This is a genomic window from Flavobacterium sp. LC2016-01 (assembly GCF_009711135.1).
In the GTDB taxonomy this organism is placed as follows: Bacteria; Bacteroidota; Bacteroidia; order Flavobacteriales; family Flavobacteriaceae; genus Flavobacterium.
In genome coordinates this window covers 74,347-100,341 of the sequence record NZ_WMIC01000001.1, presented here as the reverse complement: position 1 = coordinate 100,341, position 25,995 = coordinate 74,347, and the positions used below count along the sequence as shown (strand labels likewise).

23 protein-coding genes are annotated in these 25,995 nt (G+C 33.7%); 21 read left to right on the top strand and 2 right to left on the bottom strand.

Annotated elements, in window-relative coordinates:
* Positions 1-98 precede the first annotated feature (98 nt).
* From GKZ88_RS00460 to GKZ88_RS00385, 16 genes are all read left to right on the top strand, one after another.
* Positions 99-2,483 carry a TonB-dependent receptor gene (locus tag GKZ88_RS00460; protein ID WP_155100440.1) on the top strand — a complete coding sequence of 795 codons (2,385 nt, stop codon included), beginning with the start codon at positions 99-101 and terminating at the stop codon, positions 2,481-2,483.
* 14 nt (positions 2,484-2,497) lie between these two features.
* The gene (locus GKZ88_RS00455) at positions 2,498-3,343 is read left to right on the top strand and encodes a DUF4249 domain-containing protein (RefSeq protein ID WP_230392442.1); all 846 of its coding nucleotides are present in this window, start codon (positions 2,498-2,500) and stop codon (positions 3,341-3,343) included.
* 1 nt (position 3,344) lies between these two features.
* Positions 3,345-3,830: a GyrI-like domain-containing protein gene (locus GKZ88_RS00450; protein WP_155100439.1), complete on the top strand. Its 486-nt coding sequence runs from the start codon at positions 3,345-3,347 to the stop codon at positions 3,828-3,830.
* Positions 3,831-3,875: 45 nt separating this feature from the next.
* On the top strand, positions 3,876-4,316 hold the full coding sequence (locus tag GKZ88_RS00445; RefSeq protein ID WP_155100438.1) for a DinB family protein: 441 nt from the start codon (positions 3,876-3,878) through the stop codon (positions 4,314-4,316).
* A gap of 93 nt (positions 4,317-4,409) precedes the next feature.
* On the top strand, positions 4,410-5,072 hold the full coding sequence (locus GKZ88_RS00440; protein ID WP_155100437.1) for a thiamine diphosphokinase: 663 nt from the start codon (positions 4,410-4,412) through the stop codon (positions 5,070-5,072).
* Between the two features lie 164 nt (positions 5,073-5,236).
* Positions 5,237-5,866, top strand: coding sequence for a hypothetical protein (locus GKZ88_RS00435; protein ID WP_155100436.1), 630 nt, complete (start codon positions 5,237-5,239; stop codon positions 5,864-5,866).
* Positions 5,867-6,048: 182 nt separating this feature from the next.
* Positions 6,049-6,504, top strand: coding sequence for a hypothetical protein (locus GKZ88_RS00430; protein ID WP_155100435.1), 456 nt, complete (start codon positions 6,049-6,051; stop codon positions 6,502-6,504).
* A gap of 222 nt (positions 6,505-6,726) precedes the next feature.
* On the top strand, positions 6,727-7,485 hold the full coding sequence (locus tag GKZ88_RS00425) for a hypothetical protein (RefSeq protein WP_155100434.1): 759 nt from the start codon (positions 6,727-6,729) through the stop codon (positions 7,483-7,485).
* A gap of 167 nt (positions 7,486-7,652) precedes the next feature.
* Positions 7,653-8,132 (top strand): hypothetical protein, encoded by a 480-nt coding sequence (locus GKZ88_RS00420; RefSeq protein WP_155100433.1) that lies wholly within the window; start codon positions 7,653-7,655, stop codon positions 8,130-8,132.
* A 103-nt stretch (positions 8,133-8,235) separates the two neighbouring features.
* Complete coding sequence (rlmF, locus tag GKZ88_RS00415; protein ID WP_155100432.1) at positions 8,236-9,180, top strand: 23S rRNA (adenine(1618)-N(6))-methyltransferase RlmF; 945 nt, start codon at positions 8,236-8,238, stop codon at positions 9,178-9,180.
* Between the two features lie 58 nt (positions 9,181-9,238).
* Positions 9,239-9,469, top strand: a complete 231-nt coding sequence (locus GKZ88_RS00410) for a hypothetical protein (protein ID WP_155100431.1) — start codon at positions 9,239-9,241, stop codon at positions 9,467-9,469.
* Complete coding sequence (locus GKZ88_RS00405; RefSeq protein WP_155100430.1) at positions 9,454-9,756, top strand: type II toxin-antitoxin system RelE/ParE family toxin; 303 nt, start codon at positions 9,454-9,456, stop codon at positions 9,754-9,756. Before GKZ88_RS00410 ends, GKZ88_RS00405 begins: the two co-directional genes overlap by 16 nt.
* 88 nt (positions 9,757-9,844) lie before the next feature.
* A complete protein-coding gene (locus GKZ88_RS00400) occupies positions 9,845-10,075 on the top strand; it encodes a uroporphyrinogen decarboxylase (protein WP_155100429.1) in 231 nt (76 codons plus the stop codon).
* A gap of 84 nt (positions 10,076-10,159) precedes the next feature.
* Positions 10,160-11,134: an alpha/beta hydrolase gene (locus GKZ88_RS00395; protein WP_155100428.1), complete on the top strand. Its 975-nt coding sequence runs from the start codon at positions 10,160-10,162 to the stop codon at positions 11,132-11,134.
* Positions 11,135-11,151: 17 nt separating this feature from the next.
* Positions 11,152-13,143 carry an excinuclease ABC subunit UvrB gene (gene uvrB / locus GKZ88_RS00390; protein ID WP_155100427.1) on the top strand — a complete coding sequence of 664 codons (1,992 nt, stop codon included), beginning with the start codon at positions 11,152-11,154 and terminating at the stop codon, positions 13,141-13,143.
* 99 nt (positions 13,144-13,242) lie between these two features.
* Entirely contained in the window at positions 13,243-15,414 is a 2,172-nt protein-coding gene (locus GKZ88_RS00385) for a prolyl oligopeptidase family serine peptidase (RefSeq protein WP_155100426.1), read from the top strand.
* A 48-nt stretch (positions 15,415-15,462) separates the two neighbouring features.
* Here the strand turns inward: GKZ88_RS00385 and GKZ88_RS00380 are convergent, their stop codons facing one another.
* Positions 15,463-15,864 (bottom strand): excinuclease ABC subunit B, encoded by a 402-nt coding sequence (locus tag GKZ88_RS00380; protein WP_155100425.1) that lies wholly within the window; start codon positions 15,862-15,864, stop codon positions 15,463-15,465.
* 55 nt (positions 15,865-15,919) lie between these two features.
* Between GKZ88_RS00380 and GKZ88_RS00375 the strand changes: the two genes are divergently transcribed.
* From GKZ88_RS00375 to GKZ88_RS00360, 4 genes are all read left to right on the top strand, one after another.
* A complete protein-coding gene (locus GKZ88_RS00375) occupies positions 15,920-16,723 on the top strand; it encodes an alpha/beta hydrolase-fold protein (protein ID WP_155100424.1) in 804 nt (267 codons plus the stop codon).
* Between the two features lie 28 nt (positions 16,724-16,751).
* Positions 16,752-17,762 carry a dipeptide epimerase gene (locus GKZ88_RS00370; protein WP_155100423.1) on the top strand — a complete coding sequence of 337 codons (1,011 nt, stop codon included), beginning with the start codon at positions 16,752-16,754 and terminating at the stop codon, positions 17,760-17,762.
* 2 nt (positions 17,763-17,764) lie between these two features.
* Entirely contained in the window at positions 17,765-18,787 is a 1,023-nt protein-coding gene (locus GKZ88_RS00365) for an aminotransferase class I/II-fold pyridoxal phosphate-dependent enzyme (protein WP_155100422.1), read from the top strand.
* A 136-nt stretch (positions 18,788-18,923) separates the two neighbouring features.
* Positions 18,924-19,382, top strand: a complete 459-nt coding sequence (locus GKZ88_RS00360; protein WP_155100421.1) for a DUF1456 family protein — start codon at positions 18,924-18,926, stop codon at positions 19,380-19,382.
* A gap of 399 nt (positions 19,383-19,781) precedes the next feature.
* Here GKZ88_RS00360 and sucC read toward each other — a convergent pair whose 3' ends face one another.
* Positions 19,782-20,975 carry an ADP-forming succinate--CoA ligase subunit beta gene (gene sucC, locus GKZ88_RS00355; RefSeq protein ID WP_155100420.1) on the bottom strand — a complete coding sequence of 398 codons (1,194 nt, stop codon included), beginning with the start codon at positions 20,973-20,975 and terminating at the stop codon, positions 19,782-19,784.
* Positions 20,976-21,391: 416 nt separating this feature from the next.
* Between sucC and gltB the strand changes: the two genes are divergently transcribed.
* Positions 21,392-25,909, top strand: a complete 4,518-nt coding sequence (gltB, locus tag GKZ88_RS00350) for a glutamate synthase large subunit (RefSeq protein ID WP_155100419.1) — start codon at positions 21,392-21,394, stop codon at positions 25,907-25,909.
* The last annotated feature ends 86 nt before the right edge of the window (positions 25,910-25,995 follow it).

The following is a 25,995-nucleotide window of genomic DNA, read 5'->3' as shown; positions in this document are numbered from 1 at the left end:
TAAGGTTGTCTTTTTTGCTTATCTTAACCAATGTTTAACATAATTTCCATGTTAAATATTAGTAAGAATTCTTAACTATGTAAACCAAAATCAAAAAGATGATTATAAGAAAGTTTGGCATCCTTATTATTTTAGTTTTAACGGCTTTTACTTCATTTTCTCAAGAAAAATTTACTTTGAGCGGTACCATAAAGGACAATAAAAGCAATGAAACTCTAATTGCTGTCAATATCTATATTCCATCTTTAAAAATTGGAACTACAACAAACGAATATGGTTTTTATTCACTCACGATTCCGAAAGGCGAACATCAAATTGAAATTAGTTATGTTGGCTATCAAACACTTCGGCAAACGATAATTCTAAACCAAAATACTAAACAAAATTTCAGCCTCAGCGAAGGCGAAGGCCAAGAACTTCAAGAAGTCGTTATTACCGACAACAAAGGAAAAATAAATACGAAGTCTCCCGAAATGAGCGCCAACAAGCTCTCCATTGCAACCATAAAAAAAATGCCGGTAGTTTTAGGAGAAGTTGATGTTCTTAAATCGATTTTATTGCTTCCGGGGGTTACAAATGCAGGTGAAGGCGCATCAGGATTTAATGTTCGAGGCGGCGGTGCTGATCAGAATTTAATTTTATTAGACGAAGCAACAATTTTTAATTCATCACACGTTTTTGGTTTTTTCTCGGTTTTTAATCCGGATGCAATTAAAGATTTAAAATTATATAAAGGAGGAATTCCAGCACGTTTTGGCGGACGAGCTTCTTCTGTTTTGGATATTTATCAGAAAGATGGAAACAGCAAAGAATTCCATGTAAACGGAGGCATCGGATTAATTTCGAGCCGACTTTTAGCCGAAGGTCCTTTGGTGAAAGATAAAGGTTCTTTTTTAATTGGAGGAAGAGCTTCCTATGCTCATTTATTTTTAAAATTATCTGCAGATCAAAAAGACAATTCGGCTTATTTTTATGATCTTAATACAAAATTGAGCTACAAATTAAATGACAATAATAGTTTGTACTTGTCAGGTTATTTTGGACGCGATGTTTTCAGCCTAAACAAAAGCTTCACTAATATTTACGGAAATTCAACTTTAAATCTTCGCTGGAATCATTTATACTCAGACAAATTATTCTCAAATTTATCGATGATTTACAGTGATTATTATTACGGATTAGATCTTGATTTTGTTGGTTTTAAATGGGATTCAGGCATTCAAAACTATAATATTAAGTACGATTTCAAACATTATCTTTCAGACAAATTCAAATTGAGTTATGGCTTAAACGGAATTTATTACAAATTTAATCCGGGAACCATTAAGCCAAGCGGACCAGATTCTGGAATTAATCCAGATCAATTGGATAAAAAATATGCGTTTGAACCTTCAATTTATATCGATGCCGAAAATCAGCTTTCTAAAAAAGTTACTGTTGCTTTCGGATTGCGATACAGTTTGTTTTATCGTTTAGGTCCTTCTTCTGTAAATCTTTACGAAAACAACAATCCTGTTATATTTGATTCTAATTTGCAGATTTACGAGAAAGCAACTCCCATTGGAACAGAATATTTTGGCAAAAACAAATCAATCAAAAATTACAACAATCTAGAACCTCGATTTTCTATTTCTTACCAATTAAATGATGATCAAGCCATCAAAGCAAGTTATAATAGAATGGCGCAGTATCTTCAGCTGATTTCAAATACCTCATCACCTACTCCGCTGGATGTCTGGATGCCAAGCGACAATTATATTAAACCACAAATTGCAGATCAGGTCGCGCTGGGTTATTTCAGAAATATCAAAAACGGTGCATATTCATTGGAAGTTGAAACCTATTATAAAGAAATTCAAAATAGATTAGATTACATTGACGGAGCCGATTTAATTGCAAACAATGCCATTGAACAAGTAATTTTAAATGGACAGATGCGTGCTTATGGCTTAGAAATTATGGTAAAGAAAAACGAAGGCAAATTCAACGGATGGATATCTTATACTTTATCAAAATCAGAACAGCAGACTCCTGGAAGAACTCCAGAGGAAACTGGAATCAATAATGGCCAATGGTACAATTCCGCTTACGATAAAACGCATAATTTAGCTGTAACTTCGGCTTATAATTTGAACGAAAAATGGTCTTTTGGTGCTAACTTTGCATTACAGTCCGGACAGCCAGTTACTTACCCGATTGGACAATATGAATATTTAGGAATCACAGTTCCGAGTTATGGCCTGCGTAACGAAAATCGATTGCCGGCTTATCATCACCTAGATGTTTCGGCAACTTTAACTCCGAGAAAAAACAAAGACCGAAACTGGAAAGGCGAATGGGTTTTTAGTATTTATAATTTGTATAACCGTAAAAATGCAGCTTCTATAAATTTCCGCCAAAATGTTGATACAGGTGACAATGAAGCAGTAAAAACGTCCATTTTTGGAATTGTGCCTGCGGTGAGTTACAATTTTAAATTTTAAAAATATTCCTTTTTATGAAAAAGCATATTATGAAAAAAACAGCTTTATTAATTGTAATTTTTATAGCGACATTCTTTACAAGCTGTGAAGAAGTTGTAGATGTTGATTTAGATACAGCGCCACCAAAACTTGTTATCGAAGCTGCTATAAACTGGCAAAAAGGGACGACAGGCAGACAACAAACCATTAAACTTACCACAACAACCGGTTATTTTGAAAACGTAATTCCAACAGTTTCTGGCGCTCAGATTTTTATAAAAAACAGTGCAAACGAACAGTTTAATTTTATAGAAATTCCGAAAACAGGCCGTTATGTCTGCACCAATTTCAAACCAGTTTTAAATGCCGAATATACTTTGACTGTAAAAACAAACGGACAGACCTATACAGCTGTTGAAACTTTTCAATCTGTTGCTCCTATAACACATATTGAACAAAATAACGAAGGCGGATTTACTGGAAAAGACATTGAAATAAAAGCGTATTATAATGACCCCGGAGATGCTGATAATTTCTATTTGTACAAATATGTGTACTCCAATAAAATTAAATCTAATTATTACGTCGACGACGATAAATTTTTTCAAGGAAATGAATTTTTCAGTCTTTCAGATGATGATGAATTAAAATCTGGAGATCAAATCGAAATAACACATTTAGGAATCTCAAAGCAATATTACAATTACATGAGTATTTTGGTAAGTATTGCAGGAACTAACGTTGGCGGACCTTTTCAGTCCCCTCCGGCAACGGTAAAAGGAAATATCATCAACTCAACTAATAAGGAAAATTATCCGCTAGGCTATTTTTCACTTAGTGAAACCGATTTAAAAAAATACACCATAAAACAAACCTACTAAAATGGAAGCCCAAATTAAGATTTTAACCGAAAAAAAATTGGTCGGAAAATATATTGTAATGTCGTTTTTGGAGAATCATACTTTTCAATTATGGAACGGTTTTATGCCAAGGAGAAAGGAAATCAAAAATACACTTAATTCAAATTTATACTCACTTGAAGTTTTTCCAAATGGCTATTTCAACAATTTTGATGCCAGTAAAACATTCCAAAAATGGGCCGCTGTTGAAGTTAAAAACTTCCCTGTTGTCCCTCCTCCAGAGATGGAAACACTCATAATTCCGACTGGAATTTATGCTGTTTTTATTCATAAAGGTCCTGCCAGTGAAGGACATAAAACCTATCATACTATTTTTGCAGAATGGCTTCCAAATTCGGAATACACGGTCGATGACAGACCCCATTTTGCGGTTATGGACGAAAAATACAAAAAAGACGATCCAGATTCTGAAGAAGAAATCTGGATTCCTATAAAAAATAGAGATTAATCTTAGCTAATTTCATTATTCAAATAGTTAAATCAAAAAAAAATCATGCTGACCGAAACGCTTAAATCGTTATTTGAACGAGACTTAAACAAACTGAAATTCGAAATCGAATCCTATCAAACTGAAAGCAAAATTTGGGAAATTGATAAGAACATTTCAAATTCGGCAGGAAATCTTTGTCTGCATTTAATTGGAAACCTAAACACTTACATTGGAGCCGAAATTGGAAAAACAGGTTATATCAGAAATCGTCCTCTGGAATTTTCTCTAAAAGATATTCCAAAAACAGAATTAATCAAGAAAATTGAAGATACTCTTTTTGTAGTCAATAAAGCTTTAGATTCTTTAACTGAAACTGATTTACAAGCCATTTACCCACAAATCGTTTTTGAAAAAGAAATGACAACCGGATTTTTCTTAGTGCATCTTTCGACACATTTGGCTTACCATTTAGGACAAATCAATTATCATAGAAGACTAATATAATTTTAGATTATTTGAAAATCTTTGGCAAAAAATTCTAAAATTTAAAATCTAAAATACTAACCGTATATTTGCTCCACATTCAAAAAAACACACATGTCATCACATCATATAGTTCGCGACGATCAGGAACCTGCTTTAATTATTGCTAACGGAGCCGCCTGCAGCAGTGAACTATTGGGGCAGCTGCTGGAATGGTCGCCTCTTGTTGTTGTTCTTGATTCTGCAATTGAAAGAGTTATTGAATTAGGCATAAAAATCGATGTGCTTTTGGGCGATTTTGACCGCGGTTTTGATCCAGAAGTTTATAAAACTTCACAATATCCAATAGAAATTGTTCATACACCAGATCAAGATAAAACAGATTTAGAAAAGGCATTTGATTATTTAATCGAAAGAAAAATTCCGGCTGTAAACGTTGTCTGGGCAACCGGAAGACGCGCCGATCACACGATTACAAATCTTACCAACATTGTTCGTTACCGCGATTTGCTTAAAATTGTGATTCTCGACGATCACTCAAAAATATTTTTACTGCCTGCTAAATTCGAAAAATGGTACACTGCCAAAACTCCAATTTCACTTATCCCAATTGGTGTTGTAAACGGAATTTATTCTAATAATTTAAAATACGAACTTCAAAACGATACACTTACAATGGGCTACAGAACCGGAAGCAGTAATTCTGTTGAGCAAGATGGACTTGTATTGATTTCGCATCGTGAAGGGGATCTTTTGATGATGGAATGTTTTGACTGATTTTTTTTCTGATTGCCTAAAAAGATTATTTATATATTTAATTAAAATATTACCATTATATATGAATTTGGCTGGCTTTGTATTTTGTTATGATTTGTCAAATTAGAAGAATGGGCTTAATTTAGTCCCAAACCCACTGTAGTAGCAGAACGTTATATGCAATTATGAAAACACACTTCTATTTTTTAGCAACACTCCTTCTATTTTTGTCATGTACTGATAAAAATAAAAATTTAATTACACCAGAAATTAAATCAGATACTGCTAAATTATATCAAAAGAAAAAGGAAGTAAAACCTGTAATTGATACTATATTGAATGACGGTAGTGTAATTATTTATGGAGATACAACTATTCAGAAAGATAAAATTAGAGAAGTTCTAATAAAATTTGAACCATACATAACTTTTGATGATTTTAAAGTTAGTGTTGAAAATGTCAAAGCTAAACTTGACTTAAACTCTCACGAATTAGGAAGGCGATTTAGAACTGCAATTAGAGAAAGTTATAATGATCCTGAAAATCTTTTTGCAGGGCATTATACTTTTGCTACTTGGGGTTGTGGAAGTCCTTGTCAGATGAATGTACTAATCGACAGAAGAACTGGAAAAATATATGATGCTCCAGATTCATCAGTCGGCTCAGAATTTAAAAAAGACAGTAGAATGTTAATTATTAATCCACCTGAAGAAACAAATTATTTTTACAATAATTGCTCATACTGTAAACCGGAAATATATATTTTAAATGAGACAACAAAAAAGTTTGAAAAGAAAGAGCCTTATAAAAAATAACTGCATATAACAGCCGCTACAACGGATTTGGGCAATAGGCTTGATGGAAAAATGTTTTTGTATTTGGAATGATTTGGCAAATCCGAAAATAGGGCTTAATTTACTCCCAAACCCGCTGTAGTAACGGAACGTTGGCAGACATTGCAAAAAAAAAACGGAGAATTGAAAAAATTATTAAACAAATGAAAAAAATATTGCTTTATATTGTTGACTTTTTTAATATAAGTCGTAAAGAAAAACAAAGAAATTTTTACGGTTTTGGAGAAATTAAATTAGATACTATTTTTAAGAATTTATCATCTGCAAAGCATTTCAATAAATTGTCAAAAAGGGAATTTAAAATAGACACTTTTAAATTGTCAGAAGAAATTGGCTTTGTCAAAAATCTAATAGTAAAAATTAAGAATGAAAAAATTTATGATGTAAGTTTTGATTGTACTGAAACTACAGATATTCATTTTATAGATTCATCGATGGAAAAATTAACTGAATTAAAATCTTTGAATAATGTAGAGAATAAATCTTTGCCTGTACAATTTTATCAGCAAAGTGATGGTAATGTAATATTTTCTAAAATAATTGAAAAAAAAGCTTCTCTCGTTACTTACAGATATTGTGACATACGGAAAATACTATAGTTTACTAAATATTAAAGACAATAATAACCAAAGCAACGCTCTGCCAACAGCTACTACAACGGATTTGGACAATAGGCTTACTGGAAAGCTGGTTTTGTATTTGGGATGATTTAGCAAATCCAAAGAATGGGCTTAATTTAGTCCCAAACTACTTGTAGCGCGGGAACGTTGACAGTCATTGTACCAAAACTACACCAACAAACAATTATCAATTTTCCAAATATGAAAAAAGAAGAAGTAGAACTAATAATTTTCAAAGTAACGGCAGACGGACAGGAAGCCTTTAATATGAAAATTTACAAAAACGGAACAACTTGCAGACACGGAGTTGGCGGACTTCCCCAACTTGGAATTTCAGGAATGAGTTTTTTTAACAACTCAAATTTCTTTGACCAACTAATTTCAAAAGTTCCTGAACAACTTTTGGAAAATCCAATGAACTATGAAGAAGAAACACCAAATGGATATTTGGAATATGTGATTGCATTTTATGGTGTTTCAAATAATGGTGACACAGGAGAAAGGGCAAATTGGACAAAGTCAACAGGAATTAGGGCGAAGTTAGACCACCAAAGCAATTTTAGAGACCCAATTATGGGTTTCTTAGACGGTTTAACTTTAGATGCAGCCGAACTAACTAACGAATGGTATTTTGACATTGTAATACTTGCAAAATATAAAATGCAGAGTTCAACAATACCGAAAGAAACAATTTTAGCACAACCAAAGACTGACGAAGAAATTCACAATAACTATGAAAATTATGTGAATATGATGATGACAAGTGCAAGAAATTGGACTATGAGTAATTTTGATAAAAACAAAACTTACGAAAGAGACGGAAAAACATATACAGCAATTATTCAAGAGGACGAACAATCTTTTAGCATAAACTTTATTGACCTTGGTAATTCAACGACAGAATATAATGCAACTAATCCAACAGATAAAGACAAAAAATCTTGGTGGAAAGTATGGTAGAAAACAACGAACCGCCAACACACGCTACAAGCAAGCTAGGCATTTGGCTTAATTTGAAAATGGTTTTATATTTGAATGATTTGGCAAATTAGAAGAATGGGCTTAATTTAGTACCAAACCAGCTGTAGTACCAGAACGTTATACCTAATTAAAAGAGCACAAAACGAATGAACATATTTCCAAAAAGCTATTATACTTTCAAAATAATTGGAGAAGAAACCGAAACTCTTGAACGCTTAAAAAGAAGAACTGAACTTTCTGAAAGTTTGACTTCAAAAATAACCGACAAATCATTTCGTGGAATAATTAAAGACAATTCATTCAGGATAATATCCTCAGAAATTGGAAAAGGCGCATTCTGTGTTTTAACAGGCGAAATTGTTAACAAAGATGGACAAGTCGAAGTGGAAATAAATAAAGCCTTCCGAATTTTGCTAAGTATTTTATTATGCTTTCCTTTCATTGGTTTCATTACTCTATTTTTTTCTAACAAACAGGAATTTTCAATAATCTCAATACTTGCGGTAATATTACAATTATTAATGATTAGATATGTATTTATTGAATTAGCATTCAGACGATTCTCAAAATCTAGTTTGACTAAATTGAGTGACGTACTGGACATAGATTACATTGAAAAAAACTAGGTACAACAGCTACGACAACGGATTTGGGCAATAGGCTTAATGGAAAATTTCCTAAAATCATTTCTAAAAAAGGAATACCTATCTTTGCACGAAATTTATAAAAATGAAAGCAAACGATAATTCACAAAAAGACAATTTACATCCAAGAAATCTGCATCGTTCGCGATATGATTTTGAACTTCTTATTTCAAATTGTCCCGAATTAAAAGCTTTTGTTTCCATAAATAAATACGGAATTGAAACCATTGAATTCAGTAACCCGCTTGCTGTAAAAGCTTTAAACAAAGCTTTGTTGCAGACTTATTATGATATTCAAAACTGGCATATTCCAAAAAATTATCTTTGCCCGCCAATTCCAGGAAGAGCTGATTATATTCATTACATCGCTGATTTATTGGCCGGAAGCAACAACAATCAAATTCCAGAAGGAAATTCTGTTTTGGGATTAGATATCGGTACAGGTGCAAATTTAATCTATCCGATATTAGGAAATGCCATTTACAATTGGAGTTTTGTCGGTACAGATATCGATGGGAAAGCAATTGCAAACTGCAGTAAAATAATAGAAAACAATCCAAAATTAATCGATGCAATCAGTTTACAGCAGCAGACTGAATCTCGATTTATTTTCAAAAATATTATTATTCCTGAAGACAAATTCACTTTCACAATGTGCAATCCGCCTTTTCATGCTTCGGCAGAAGAAGCAAACAAAAGTGCTTCACGAAAAGTTTCGAATTTAAAAGAAAAAAGAAGCACAAATCCTGTTCTGAATTTTGGCGGTCATAACGCCGAATTATGGTGTAATGGCGGTGAAATTGGATTTGTTACACAAATGATTTACGAAAGCGTCAAATATGCTTCACAATGTCTTTGGTTTACTACACTGGTTTCAAAACAGGAAAATCTTTCCTCAATTTACAAAACATTAAAAAAGGTAAATACCGTTTCAGTAAAAACAATTGAAATGTCGCAAGGACAAAAAAACAGCCGTATTGTGGCTTGGTCTTTTTTAAGTGAAGCGGAACAGAAATCATGGAAACTTTAAGAATTATTAAGTCCTGATATTAAATTTTGTTTTGTAACTTCGAGTAAATTATAGTATTATGGATACAATTCAGCTCAAAAATATCTTGATTTCTGAAATTGAAAAAATTGATGATGATATATTTTTATCAGCATTAAAAACGATTTTAGATAGTCGAAAAACTTCCCCAAAAGAATATTTGGAACAATACAATGATGAGCTAAAAGTTGCTGAAGAAGATATTGAAAGCGGTAATTTTTATTCTCATGATGATGTCAAGAATAAAATGGAACAATGGAAAAAAAAATAATTTGGTCCAACACTTCTCTGAATCAGCTTGAAAAAATTTACTTCCATTTATTTAAAGAATCTAAAAGCAAAAACATTCCAAACAAAGTAATTGATAAAATTTACAGCTCTGTTTCAATTTTAAGTACAAATTGGGAAATATATGAATTGGATGAAATGAAAATTCCAAATCATATAAATTATAGAGCCTATGAAATTTACAGTTATCGTATATCTTATAAAATAACTCTCAACGAAATTCATATTTTAAGAATTCGACATACAAGTCGGAATCCTAAAAGAATCTAAAGTTTTAAATCCTTGATTTTCAGCCCCAACTCTTGATTATATAATTAGGTTTTGTTACATTTATTGTAAACTATTTAATATCAAGACTATGGCAGAGTATATTGGTTACCTAGCATCTGTTTTTATCGTTGGAGGATTTTTGCTGAAAGACCTCAGAACAATCCGGTTTATTAATATGTTTGGCTGTATCTGTTTTGTCATTTATGGCATCTTTTTAAAAGATTACAAAGATTTTAACCAATGGCTTTTACCTGTAATCATTCCTAATGCGATTTTAGCTTTCGTGCAAATTTATCATTTGACAGTGAAAAAAAACTAGAAGTTATAATTATGTTATTTTAGAGCAAAATTCTGAAACTTCTTCGAAATTAGATTGTTGTACCTTTAAAGTAAATTAAATTTTATGAGTACTTCAAAAATATACGTTCGGTTATTTTTTATTTTATTACTTGCAGGATGCGCTTCTTCTAAAGAAACAAAATTCGAAGACTACGTTTTTAAAACCAAAAACGACAAGCAAAATTACACTGAAGCTTACGACAAATCCCTTAAACTTTGGGACATTCCTTATACAGAAGAAAATGTAAAAACCAGTTTTGGAACTGCGCATGTTATAATTGCAGGACCAAAAAATGGAAAAGATTTAGTACTTCTTCACGGAATGGACGCCAGTTCTACAATGTGGTATCCAAATATTAAAGTCATTGCTAAAAATCACCGTATTTATGCTATAGATTTTATAATGGAACCGAGCAAATCTACTTTAACTGCAAAATCACTTTCATCAGAAGAAATTGTCGCTTGGTACAACGAAATTTTCGACCATTATAAATTAAAGAAATTTGATGTTATTGGAGCTTCACGCGGTGGCTGGATTGCGACATTGCTAGCCGTTCAAAAAAATAACTCAATTGACAAAATTGTTCTCCTGAGTCCCGCGCAGACGTTTAAATTTATTGATAAGCCTAGAAAAACATCAGCCGCTTTATTTTTAAAACTTTTTCCCAGTCAAAAGAAATTCAGTAAAACATTAAAAACATTTTCGACGCATCCAGAAAAAATTAGTCCTATCTATAATAGACAATTTTATTTGGCCAACAAATATGCCAAATCGAACTCAAGCATGCTCAAAATGACGCCCTTTTCAGATTCAGAATTAGAGTCGATCAAAAATCCTGTTTTAGTTTTAATTGGTGATCATGATGTCATAAATTCGGATGAAAGTTTAGAGCGCGCAAAAAAACATTTAACCAACAGCAAAACAATAATGATTACTGATGCGGGGCATTTTTTAAGTATTGATCAGTCAAAATTTACAAATGATGCGATTATTAATTTTCTTGAAAAGCCTTCAAACTTTGTATCTTTACAAAACTAATTTTTCATCAGTACCAAATGAATTTTCAAGTATCCTCAGAATATAGTCCAAAAGGAGATCAGCCTCAAGCCATACAAAAACTAGCACAAGGTGTAGTCGATGGAGAAAAATATCAAACTTTATTAGGAGTTACAGGATCTGGTAAAACTTTTACTGTTGCAAATGTTATTCAGGAAGTACAGCGCCCTACTTTAGTTTTAGCACACAACAAAACTTTAGCTGCACAATTATATTCAGAATTCAAGCAGTTTTTTCCCAATAACGCTGTTGAATATTTCGTTTCTTATTACGACTATTACCAGCCGGAAGCTTTTATGCCCGTTACAGGTGTCTTCATCGAGAAAGATTTATCTATCAACGAAGAACTTGAAAAGATGCGTCTAAGCACTACTTCTTCCCTGCTTTCAGGACGAAGAGATATTCTAGTTGTAGCTTCAGTTTCTTGTTTGTACGGTATTGGAAATCCCGTTGAATTTAAGAAAAATGTGATTGAAATTGCAAGAGATCAGGTTATTTCGAGAACTAAATTATTACATAGTCTTGTTCAAAGTTTATACGCCAGAACTGAAGCCGATTTTAATCCGGGAACTTTTAGAATCAAAGGTGATACTGTTGAAGTGTATCCAAGTTATGCTGATGATGCGTACCGAATTCATTTCTTTGGGGATGAAATCGAGGAAATTGAAGCATTTGACGCTAAAACTTCACAGGTAATTGAGAAATTTAAAAGACTGACAATTTATCCGGCCAATATGTTTGTTACTTCGCCAGAAGTTTTACAGGGTGCGATCTGGGAAATTCAGCAGGACTTGGTAAAACAAGTTGATTATTTCAAAGAAATAGGAAAACACTTAGAAGCCAAACGTTTGGAAGAAAGAACGAATTTCGATTTAGAAATGATTCGGGAATTAGGTTATTGCTCCGGAATCGAAAATTATTCCCGTTATCTTGATGGAAGACAAGCCGGCACAAGACCTTTCTGTTTATTAGATTATTTTCCGAGCGATTTTTTAATGGTTGTTGACGAAAGTCACGTTACCGTTTCGCAGGTTCATGCCATGTACGGAGGCGACCGCAGCCGAAAAGAAAATCTGGTGGAATATGGTTTTAGATTGCCAGCCGCAATGGATAACAGACCTTTGAAGTTTGAGGAATTTGAAGCACTTCAAAATCAAGTAATTTACGTTTCGGCAACTCCTGCCGATTATGAACTGCAAAAATCTGATGGTATTTATGTCGAACAGATTATTCGTCCAACTGGATTATTAGATCCAATTATTGAAGTACGCCCGAGTTTAAATCAGATTGATGATTTGATTGAAGAAATTCAGGTTCGATGTGAATTAGACGAACGCGTTTTAGTAACAACTTTGACCAAAAGAATGGCAGAAGAATTGGCCAAATATTTAACCAAAGTAGGTGTTCGATGCCGCTATATTCATTCTGAAGTTGATACATTAGAACGTATTGAAATCATGCAAGATTTACGAAAAGGTATTTTTGATGTTTTGATTGGTGTAAACTTACTTCGTGAAGGTTTGGATTTACCTGAAGTTTCACTTGTTGCAATTCTTGATGCTGATAAAGAAGGTTTTTTAAGAAACCACAGATCTTTAACACAAACGATTGGGCGTGCTGCAAGAAATTTAAATGGTAAAGCCATTTTATATGCTGATAAAATGACTGGAAGCATGCAAAAAACCATAGATGAAACAAATTATAGAAGAACAAAACAAATAAATTTCAACACAGAAAATAACATTACGCCTCAGGCTTTAAATAAAAAAATCGACAGCGCGTTTACCAAAAATCCTTTAGTTGAATATGAATTAGGACATACTTTGCCTCTTGCAGCCGAGCCAGAAACGGCTTATTTATCGAAAGCTGAATTAGAGAAAATGATCCGCGAAAAACGAAAATCAATGGAAAAAGCGGCAAAAGAGTTAGATTTTATGCAGGCAGCCAAACTGCGTGATGACATCAAAAGACTTCAGGAACAATTGCCTTAAAAATTTTATAACTATTTTAAGTAAAATGTTTTTATAAATTTACACTTACAAAAACACGCCATATTTTATTTAATCCTAGTTATAAACCAAGCAAACAACATGAATAACCGATTCATTCTAGTTATTACTTCATTTTTAGGTTCCATAATTTCACTTTCTGCACAAAATAAGCCACAACCAGCCCCAGAAGTAATTGTTACGGACAATTATTTTGGAAAAATCGTATCCGATCCTTATCGTTATCTCGAAAATCTTAATGATCCAAAAGTAATCGACTGGATGAAGAGCAATGCAGATTATGCGCGCGAAAAATTAAACGAGATTCCAGAACGTGAAAACTTAATAAAAAAAATAAAAGAATTAAGTTCTAGAAGAGGCAGTACAATTTCTGAATTAGAAATAACAGAAAATAATAAATATTTCTATCTGAAAAGAAACGTAAACGACGAAAATGCTAAACTATATTACAAACAAGGATACGAGGGCGCTGAAATATTGCTTTTTGATCCTGTAGGCTACAAAAAAGCTAATGGCGTAACTTATAACATCAGCACAATTACGCCAAATATTGAAGGAGACAAAGTTGCTATCCAAGTTTCTCCAAATGGCTCCGAAAGTGGTGAACTCTTTATAATCGATATTAATGGAAAAACATATCCTGAAACATTTGATAGATGTTGGTCCAGCTATGTTTCTTGGTTCCCTGACGGAAACTCTTTTACATTTACAAGACTTAATTCTTCTGATGTTAAAGATGTAAATCGCTCATTAAATACTAAAGTCTATTATCATAAATTAGGTCAAACCGAAAAAGAAGATGTTGAATTTCTTTCTAATGTCACCAATCCTGAACTTAATATCCGTCCTGAAGAAGCTCCATATAATATTTATCAAAAAAATTCAAAAAACTACGCCCTACTGCGTACTGTAGACGCCAGAATTAGATTGTACACTTCTGATTTCAATAATAATCCCTCTCCAACGACTTGGAAAAGTTTGGTCACTCAAGAAGATGAAGTTGTACGCTTTAGAACCGATAACGAATTTATCTATTATTTAACTTTTAAGAACGCTGCTAATTTTAAAATTATTAAGGTCCCTCTTTCAAGTCCCGAAATAGAAAATGCTATAACTGTTGTTAAAGAGCCGAAAAATGGAAATATTACTAATTTTGCTGTCACAAAAGACGGGCTATATTATTCGATTACAGAGAATGGCATTGAGGCAAAAGCCTATTTTTTAGCAAAGAACAAAACTAATCCAATTGAACTAAAATTACCTTTTCAGGCAGGTTCGGTATCCTTTTCAAACATTAGTATGAACAAAAGCGATATTTGGATGACAATTGAGGGCTGGACTTCTCAACAAAAAAGGTATTTTTATAATCCGATTACCAATACATTTACTTTTCAGCCTTTAACAAAACCGATCGAATATCCAGAATTCGAAGACATTATCTCAAAAGAAATTATGATACCGTCATACGATGGCGTGATGGTTCCTGTTTCACTTATTTACAACAAAAACATCAAATTAAATGGTGATAATCCTGTACTTATAGGCGGATATGGATCTTATGGAAGCTCTATGGAACCTTATTTTAGTCCTGGTCGTCTTTTACCTTATTGCCTTTATGGCGGCATTTATGTTGTAGCTCACGTTAGAGGCGGCGGAGAACTGGGTGATAAATGGTATAAAGCAGGTTTTAAAGAAACAAAACCTAATACCTGGAAAGATCTGATTGCAACAGCAGAATATCTGATTAATAAAAAATATACTACGTCCAAAAAAATCGCAATTCGAAGTGAAAGCGCAGGCGGAATACTAATTGGAAGAGCGATTACAGAGCGTCCTGATTTATTTGCCGCATCAATAATTCAAGCAGGTTCATTGAATGCTATTCGATCCGAAATTCAAGCTAATGGACCAGCAAATATTCCTGAATTTGGCACTGTAAAAGATCCGAAAGATTTTAAAGCTTTATTAGAGATGGATGCTTTCCATCATATTGTGAAAGGAACTGCATATCCGGCTACCTTAGTCACCGCAGGAATAAACGATCCTCGTGTTACTGCATGGGAACCAGCAAAATTTGCTGCATTACTTCAAACTGCAAATTCGTCTGATAAACAAATACTTTTCTTTACTGATTTTGAAGCTGGACACGGAATAGGAAACAGCAAATCAAAAAACATGGAAATTTCAGGCGACATAATTAGTTTTGCATATGCCAATACCGGACATCCAAAATTTCAAATCTCAAAAAAATAATTTCCACATAAAAAAGCAAGGACTGCAAAAATGCAGTCCTTTGTTATTTTAATTGTGCTGCTCCTGAAAAACCTTCAATAATATTTTAGGATCAATCATAGCATTTGGTGCATTTTTCATCAATTCTAAAACGCGTTTTACCGCACTTGGGTTTAATCCCATTTCAAGAGCAATTTGATGAATTGCTTTTGATTCTTTTTCGTGCAAAATGCCATCGCAATGCATAATCAAAGCCAATCTATAAAATTGCTGAATACGCTGAAATTCCGATTTGATTACTTTTACCGTATGTTCCTGATGAAATAAATCCTGAAAAAGATCCTGCTTAACATTAAGTTCCTGAGCAACTTTCCACAAAAATTCGAGTTCGCGTTTATGCAATTGCCCATCAACTGTTGAGAAAGCAATCATTTCTAAAAGTAAACTTCTTTTTTCTTCTTCGGTATTCATCAAATTTGTTATTTTTAGCTAAAATATTACTTTAATATCTAAAACACAATAACTAATGATTCGAGGATTCTTCTTTTTTATTCTTTTGTCGCTGGCTAATATCGGAAATGCACAGGAAAGCACGGCATCCAAAAACGTATCCACTTTTACCATTGAATCGCCACAGCTTAAAACCACTAAAAAAATCTGGCTTTATCTTCCTGAAGGTTACTCAGCTTCAGTCAAAAAAAGATACAGTGTAATCTATATGCATGATGCCCAAAATTTATTTGATGCCAAAACATCGTTTGTAGGCGAATGGAATGTAGATGAAAAACTGGATAGTTTGAAAGCGCCCGTTATTGTTGTCGGAATCGAACACGGAAATGAAAAAAGAATGGACGAACTTACACCTTACAAAAATGAAAAATACGGTGGCGGAAAAGCTGATGATTATGTTGATTTTATTGTAAATACATTGAAACCATACATTGATAAAAACTATAGAACTAAAACTAAAGCCAAAAACACTACGATTATGGGAAGTTCACTTGGCGGTTTAGTTTCCTATTATGCGGCCGTAAAATATCCGCAAGTTTTTGGAAATGCAGGCGTTTTTTCACCTTCTTTTTGGTTTTCAAATGAAATTTACACTTTCACAGAAAAGTCGCCAAAAATCAAAACCCGATTTTACTTTTTATGTGGCGACAAAGAAAGTGACGAAATGGTTAAAGATTTAGAAAAAATGGAGCGTTTATTAGACAAAAATCGCTGTTATTGCCTTCACCTCAGCAAAACAAAAATTGTAAAAGGCGGAGAACATAACGAAAAATTATGGCGAGACGGATTTGTAAAAGCTGTCCTTTGGCTAGGTTATTGAGGAATAAAGAATAAAAAAATACTACAAAATGAAACTAATTTTAAGAGAATATAATTTAAAACTAAAACACACTTTCACTATTTCAAGAGAATCGATTGATTTTCAGCCTTCATTAATTGTTGAATTACAAAGTAATGGTTTTTCTGGCTTTGGTGAAGCCACTTCAAATCCGTATTACAAAACGACGGTTTCAATGATGATGGCAGATTTAGAAAAAATCAGAGCAGTTATTGAAAATTCAGAAATCGAAACTCCTGATGTTTTTTGGTCCAAAATTCATCCGTATTTAAAAGACGATATGTTTGCTTTATGCGCGCTGGATTTGGCTTATAATGATTTATATGCCCGAATAAAAGGGAAAAAACTATACGATCTGTGGAATTATACCACAGAGAAAAATCCGTTGACCGATTATACAATCGGAATTGCTTCTATTGAAAAAATGGTTTCGAAAATGCAGGAACTTCCGTGGCCAATTTATAAAATCAAATTAGGAACTAAAGAAGATATAGCAATTGTAAAAGAACTAAGAAAACATACAAATGCCATTTTTAGAATTGATGCAAATTGTGGCTGGGGAGTTGAAGAAACAATAAATAATGCAGTTGAATTAAAAAAATTAGGAGTGGAATTTCTGGAACAGCCTATGAAAGCTGATAATTGGGAAGGACACAAAGAAGTTTTCAAACATTCGGTTCTTCCTGTAATTGCTGATGAAAGCTGTATTATTGAAGAAGATGTTGCAAAATGTTTCAATCATTTTCATGGCGTAAATGTCAAATTAGTAAAATGCGGTGGTTTAACTCCTGGAAAACGAATGATTGAAGAAGCTAAAAAATTAGGCTTAAAAACCATGGTGGGCTGTATGACCGAATCGACTGTGGGAATTTCTGCAATTGCACATTTGCTTCCGCAGCTTGATTATGTTGATATGGACGGCGCACTTCTTCTGTCTGAAGATATTGCAACCGGAGTAACTATTAAAGATGGTGTTGTAAATTATTCTAATCTAAACGGAACCGGAGTTACACTTCTATAAAAATGAAAGTCGAAAAATTTCCTGATAGAATTATTGAAATTGACCATGAACAGTATTTGTATTTTGGCGGAACTGCATATTTAGGGCTTCCAACAAACGCAGCATTTCAAGATCTTGTCATAAAAAATATTTTAAAATGGGGAACTACTTACGGAAGTTCGAGAACGGCAAATATTCAATTAACAGCTTATGATGCAGGCGAAAAATTTTTAGCTTCACATATAGGTTCTGAAAATACTGTTACCGTTTCTTCAGGAATGCTGGCTGGAAAGCTGGTTGTCGATTTAATGAAAAAGCAAACAGATTGTTTTTTTCATGTTAATGACATTCATAATGCAATCAGCATTGAAAACAGTCTTCCGTTGTTTATAGACAAAAAATTAAATGAACGTTTATTAGATGCAAAACCGGAGAAAATAACGATTCTTACAGACGGAGTTCCTTCTTTTGAAACAAAACCTATTGATTTATCTTTCTTAAAACAAATTCCGAAACATAAAGAAATTACTTTAGTTGTTGATGAATCGCATGCATTCGGAATTGTTGGCCAAAATGGTTCTGGACTTTACGCTTCAATTCAGTATCCCGTTAAAAGAAAAATAATGGTTTCTTCTTTAGGAAAAGCATTTGGATTAACTGGCGGTGTTATTGCTGGAGACTCAGATTTTATAAATGAAATTAAAGAACAGGAAACCTTTACAAGCGCAGCCGGAATGAACCCTGCTTTTGTACAGACACTTTTTGATGCTTCGGCAATTTATAAAATGCAGCATCAAAAACTTAAAGACAATTTAAGTTACATTGATTCGATTTTAATCAAAAACAGCACTATTAAATTTGATAAAAACTATCCTTTAATTTATTTGTTATCAAAGGAATTAGTAGAAAAATTAAAAGCAGAAAAGATCATTATTGCCAGTTTTAAATACACAAAAGAGGCAGAACCGCTGAATAGAATTGTAATTACGGCTAATCATCTTAAAGAAGATTTAGATAAATTAATTCAGGTTTTAAATCATAAATAAAAAAGTTCGCCACGAATTACACAAATTTCCACTAATTTATTTAAAATTTTAATTCGTGAAAATTTGTGTAATTCGTGGCGAAAAAAAATACTCCAAATCTTTGCTTTTAAACCGTACCTTTGTAAAAAATTAAACAATGACGAATAACGATATACTTAAAAAACTTCGCGTGGCTTTGATGCTCCGTGACGACCAAATAGTTGAAATTTTAGAATTAGTAGATTTTAGAATTTCAAAATCAGAATTAGGTGCTTTTTTCAGAGCTGAAGATCATGAAAATTACATGGAATGCGGTGATCAGGTTTTGCGTAACTTTTTGAATGGATTAGTAATTCATTTAAGAGGAACAAAAGAAAATCCTAAAAACCCAAATGATGTTTTAGCAAAGCATAAAGCTGAAATTCCGAAGAAAGAAACTTCAAAAGAAAGACCAGAATTTAAAGCGGCACCGAAAGATTCAGAAAGAGCAAGAGGTGATAAAGCCCCTTCTAAAACTGGTACGGCAGCTAAAAAACCTTTTAAGAAAAAACCAGCTACACCAAAAATTCAGGTGGTAGAAAAAGTGGTTTACAAAAACGGTAAGAATAAAAAATAATTTAACCGCAAAGGGCGCAAGGTTTTTTACTTCTAAGACTTTATATAAAACGCAAAGTTCGCAAAGCTATATGGAATATAGGTTTGCGAACTTTGTGTTTTAAAAAATACCCTAACACAAGTCCAATTTTTAAATATAGCCCGCGGTTTCAACCGCGGGAACGCTTGGGAGAGCGCTCAGGAGTTCCAAATTGTGCGATATACATTGTGTCTCCTTGGTTGAAACCACGGGCTATATTCTTAAAAGTTCACAAAGCTGTCAAGATAAAGCTTTGCGAACTTGCGTTTATACAAAATCCTACAATAAAATCCTTGCGTTCTTTGCGGTTAAATCGATTCCAAAAAAAAATCCCTCCGAAGTATCGGAGGGATTTTCTATATAAATTGATTTCTTATTTAATTAAGAAAGAGCAGCTTTAACTTGATCAGCAGCTTCTTGGAATTGAACAGCTGATAAGATTGGCATACCAGAGTTGTCAATTAATTCTTTTGCAATTTCAGCATTTGTTCCTTGCAAACGAACGATAATTGGCACATTGATAGCGTCACCCATGTTTTTGTAAGCATCAACAACACCTTGAGCAACACGGTCACAACGAACGATTCCTCCGAAGATGTTAATTAAAATAGCTTTTACGTTTGGATCTTTCAAGATAATTCTGAAAGCAGTTTCAACACGTTTAGCATCAGCAGTTCCTCCTACGTCAAGGAAGTTAGCAGGCTCAAAACCAGCGTATTTAATTAAATCCATAGTTGCCATTGCAAGACCTGCTCCGTTTACCATACATCCTACAGTACCGTCAAGGTCAACATAGTTCAAGCCTACTTCTTTAGCTTCAACTTCGATTGGATTCTCCTCACGGATATCTCTCATTTCAGCATATTTTGGTTGTCTGTATAAAGCGTTATCATCGATATTCACTTTAGCATCAACAGCCATAATTTTATTGTCTGAAGTTTTCAAAACTGGGTTGATTTCAAACATAGAAGCATCAGAACCAATGTAAGCATTGTAAAGTGCATCGATGAATTTAACCATTTCTTTGAAAGCATTTCCAGAAAGACCTAAATTGAAAGCAATTCTTCTAGCTTGGAAACCTTGTAATCCAACATTAGGATCAACTTCTTCAGTAAAGATTAAGTGTGGAGTATGTTCAGCAACTTCTTCGATATCCATTCCACCTTCAGTAGAATACATAATCATGTTGCGTCCTGTAGCTCTATTTAATAAAACAGAAACATAAAATTCAGAAGTTTCGCTTTCTCCAGGATAGTAAACATCTTCAGCAACTAAAACTTTGTTTACTTTTTTACCTTCAGCAGAAGTTTGAGGTGTAATCAACTGCATTCCGATAATTTGTCCTGCAATTTCTTCAACTTGCTGTAAATTTTTAGCTAGTTTAACTCCACCGCCTTTTCCACGTCCACCTGCGTGAATTTGCGCTTTTATCACGTGCCATCCTGTACCAGTTTCGGCAGTTAATTGTTTTGCAGCAGCTACAGCTTCAACCGCATTGTTAGCCACAATTCCGCGTTGAATGCGTACTCCGTAACTTGCTAAAATTTCTTTTCCTTGATATTCGTGTATGTTCATAATATAGAATTTGTCTGGTTCTGAATTTATTTCAGAATAAAAGTGCGACAAAAGTAGCAAAATTCAACTTAATAGTAAAATCTTTTTCCAATTAAAAAATGAGTCAATTTGTTATTAATTACAGATTCTTTTTCAAAGCAAATTAATCGTTAACGAATTGCATCGAAAAAGTTAACACAAAATCACTATATCGTTTGATATTTAACAAAAAAACCTATTGAATTATGGGCTTGACGCCGATTTTTCCTAATATTATTTAAATGTTATTATGATTTTATCATTTCGCAATGCCTTATATAATATTATTATCATTTAAGAAGCCTTTTTCTAATATTACAGTAAAAATGTAAGCTAAATTATAATTTCACTACATTATGTTTAACGAAATCTCTATTTTTGTAGAAAAAATATCAAGAATGAAAGTTAAAGAACAAGGGCTTTATTTGCCTGAATTTGAACACGACAATTGTGGTGCAGGATTTATTTGTAATTTGAATGGTATTAAGTCAAATGATATTATTCACAAAGCATTAGACATCTTAATTAAATTGGAACATCGTGGTGCCGTTAGTTCTGATGGAAGAACTGGAGACGGGGCTGGAATTTTATTCGACATCCCTCATGATTTTTTTAAGAAAGTTTGTGACTTTGAAATCCCTGAAACGCGTGAGTATGCAGTAGGAATGGTTTTTTTACCAAAAAGCAAGAACCAGGTTTCTTTTTGTATTAATGCATTTGAAGCAACTATCAAAGACCAAAACTTAAAGGTTTTAGGTTGGAGAGATGTGCCTGTTGACGTTGAAAATTTAGGGCAAATCGCCGCAGAAAAAGAACCAACAGTTAAACAAGTTTTCGTTTCTAAAAACGGACAGAATTTAACTGAACAAGAATTTAATGCAAAACTTTTTGCAGCTAGAAAAATTGCTGAACATGCCGTAAGAGGATCTAAAACCTCTGAAAGCCATATGTTTTATTTTACTAGTTTATCGACAACTACTATAATATATAAAGGTCTATTGATGCCGGAAGACATCAGCCGTTATTATATAGATTTGAAAGATCCAGACTTGGTGACTCGTCTTGCACTTGTACACCAGCGTTTCTCTACAAATACATTCCCATCTTGGGACTTAGCGCAGCCGTTTAGATACATGTGTCATAACGGTGAGATCAATACACTTCGCGGAAACGTTAGCCGTATGCGTGCTCGTGAAGAGCTTATGGAAAGCAAAGTTTTTGGCGATGATATCAAAAAATTATTCCCAATTATCTTAGAAGGAAAATCAGATTCTGCTTCTATGGATATGGTTATTGAACTTTTATTAATGACAGGCCGTTCATTGCCAGAAGCGATGATGATGGTAGTTCCTGAAGCTTGGGAAAAACACCAGACAATGTCTCCTGAGAAAAAAGCATTTTACGAGTTTAATGCTTGTATTATGGAGCCTTGGGATGGTCCTGCTTCTATTCCGTTTACAGATGGAAACGTAATTGGTGCTTTACTAGACAGAAACGGATTACGTCCTTCTCGTTATACATTAACACACAGCGGATTCGTTATTATGTCATCTGAAATTGGTGTATTAGACATTGATCCAGAAGATGTAATTCAGCACGGTCGTTTAGAGCCAGGAAAAATGTTCTTGGTTGATATGAACGAAGGCCGTATTATTGAAGATGAAGAGGTTAAAAAAGCCATTGTAACAAAACGTCCGTACCAACAATGGGTTGACGAAAACTTATTGCCACTTGCAAAAGTTCCTTACACAAACAACCCTACTCCTGTTGAAAAATTAGATTTCTTGACAAGACAGCGTTTGTTTGGTTACACAATTGAAGATTTAAAAACAATCATCAATCCAATGGGAAGTGACGGAGCTGAAGCAATCAGTTCTATGGGTAACGATACTCCTTTGGCCGTTTTATCAGAACAGCCTCAGTTGTTGTATAATTACTTCAAACAATTATTTGCTCAGGTTACCAACCCACCGTTGGATGGTATTCGTGAAGAAATTATTACTGATATCAGTTTAGCAATTGGAGGAGATTTCAATATTTTCGAAATCGCATCTAAACAATGCAAAAAACTTAAAATTCAAAATCCGGTTATTTCTAATGAGGATTTGGATAAAATTAGAAATATCGATCACGCAGATTTCAAATCGGCTACTATTTCTACTTTATATAAAATAGAAAAAGGAGTTAACGGTTTAGAGCGTGCGCTTGAAAAATGTGTTCAGGCTACTTTCAAAGCAGTTGAAGAAGGATGCAACATTATCATTCTTTCAGACAGAGGTGTAAGTGAAGAGTTAGCTCCAATCCCAATGTTATTGGCTTGTTCTTATATTCACCACTCTTTGAACATTTTACAGGTTCGTTCTAAATTCGGAATCATCATCGAATCTGCTGAACCGAGAGAGCCTCATCATTTTGCTTTATTGTTCGGATATGGTGCAAGTGCAATCAATCCTTATATGGTAAATGAAATCATTCACGATCAAGTTGAAAAAGGTTTCATTACAAAAGTAAAAGCGGATTATGCAGTTGTAAACTACAACAAAGCGATTGCAAAAGGAATCGTAAAAATCATGAACAAAATTGGTATCTCTACTTTACATTCATACAGAGCTGCTCAGATTTTCGAGATTTTAGGTTTAAACAAAACATTCACATCTAAATACTTCCCTTACACTCCATCAAGAATTGAAGGAATTGGTTTAATGGAAGTAGAAAAAGAAGTAAAAAAACGTTTCCAAAAAGCTTTCCCAAATTCAAAAGTGGCAAGTTTGCTTTCTCTTGAAATTGGAGGTATTTACAGATGGAGACGTGGCGGTGAAAAACACATGTTTAACCCAACTACTATTTCTAAATTACAACAAGCGGTTCGTTTAAACAGCCCAGAAAGTTATAAAGAATACTCAAATGCCGTTAACGAGCAAAGCTCAAACTTAATGACGATTAGAGGTTTATTTGAATTCAACAACTTAGATCCAATTTCTATTGATGAAGTAGAACCTTGGACAGAAATTGTAAAGAAATTCAAAACGGGTGCAATGTCTTACGGATCTATTTCTAGAGAAGCACACGAGAATTTAGCGATTGCAATGAACAGAATTGGCGGAAAAAGTAACTCTGGAGAAGGTGGAGAAGATCCAAAACGTTTCCAGAAAGAAATTAACGGAGATTCTAGAAACTCTGCAATCAAACAAGTTGCATCAGGACGTTTTGGTGTTTCGATCAACTATTTGACAAACGCTAAAGAAATCCAGATTAAAATGGCTCAAGGAGCAAAACCTGGAGAAGGTGGGCAGTTACCTGGAGAAAAAGTAGTGCCTTGGATTGCTGAAACTAGAAACTCTACACCTTATGTAGGTTTGATTTCGCCTCCTCCTCACCACGATATTTACTCAATTGAGGATTTATCTCAGTTGATTTACGATTTGAAAAATGCAAACCGTGAAGCTCGTATTAACGTAAAATTAGTTTCTGAAGTTGGAGTTGGAACCATCGCTGCCGGTGTTGCCAAAGCAAAAGCTGACGTTATCTTAATTTCTGGTTATGACGGAGGAACGGGAGCTGCACCTTTAACATCGTTACAGCACACAGGTATTCCATGGGAACTTGGTTTAGCTGAAGCGCAACAAACTTTAATCTTAAATGATTTAAGAAGCCGTGTAGTTTTAGAGTGTGACGGACAGTTGAAAACTGGTCGTGACGTTGCCATCGCAGCTTTATTAGGAGCTGAAGAATTCGGTTTTGCAACTGCACCGCTTGTAGCTTCTGGATGTATCATGATGAGAGCTTGTCACTTAAATACTTGCCCAGTTGGTATTGCAACTCAGGATCCTGAATTGAGAAAAAATTTCAAAGGAACTCCAGAGCACGTAATCAACTTCATGTATTTCATTGCTGAAGAGTTAAGAGAAATCATGGCGCAATTAGGTTTCAGAACTTTAAAAGAAATGGTAGGCCAGTCACAAAAATTAAATGTGAACAAAGCCATCAAACATTATAAAGCAAATGGTTTAGACTTGTCATCAATTCTATACAAACCGGAAAAAGCGAAAACAGAGCCAAATCATAATACTACTACTCAAGATCACCAACTTGAAAATGTATTGGATTTTGACATCATCAAAGAAGCGATTCCGTCTATTTATAGAAAAGAAAAAACAAGAGTAACTTTTAAAATTAAAAATACAGACCGTTCTGTAGGTGCGATTTTGAGTAACGAAATCTCAAAAATCTACGGCGCACAAGGATTACCTGATGACACTATTTTAGTTGATTTTGAAGGTTCTGCCGGACAAAGTTTTGGTGCTTTTGCAACAAACGGATTGTCATTTAAAATTCACGGAAACTGTAATGATTATTTAGGAAAAGGTCTTTCTGGAGGAAAATTAATTGTAAAAGTACCTCCTACTGCAACCTTCAAACCTGAAGACAATATCATTATTGGAAACGTTGCCCTTTACGGAGCTATTACCGGAGAGGCTTATATTAATGGAATGGCCGGAGAGCGTTTCTGTGTGAGAAATTCTGGAGCAACAGCAGTTGTTGAAGGAATTGGAGATCACGGATGCGAATACATGACCGGTGGTACAGTAGTAGTTTTAGGAAAAACAGGAAGAAACTTCGCAGCTGGTATGAGCGGTGGTGTGGCTTATGTTTACGATCCAAATAAAAAATTCGACTCGACAGTATGTAACATGGAAATGGTTGCATTCGATCCATTGGAAGAAGAGGACGTTACGAAACTAAGAAAATTGATCAAAAATCATTCATTGTACACAAGCAGTCCATTAGCAAAAAGAATTTTAGCAGACTGGGAAAACCAACAACAGCACTTCGTAAAAGTAATGCCAACTGATTACAAAAAAGCATTACAAAGAATTGCAGAAGAGAAAAAAATAGAAGAATTAATAGCTGGATAAAAATCAATTTCAAAAAATAAAATTCCAAATTCCAATGGCAACATCAATGCCTATAGTAATAAAAAATTGGAATTTGGAACTTAAAG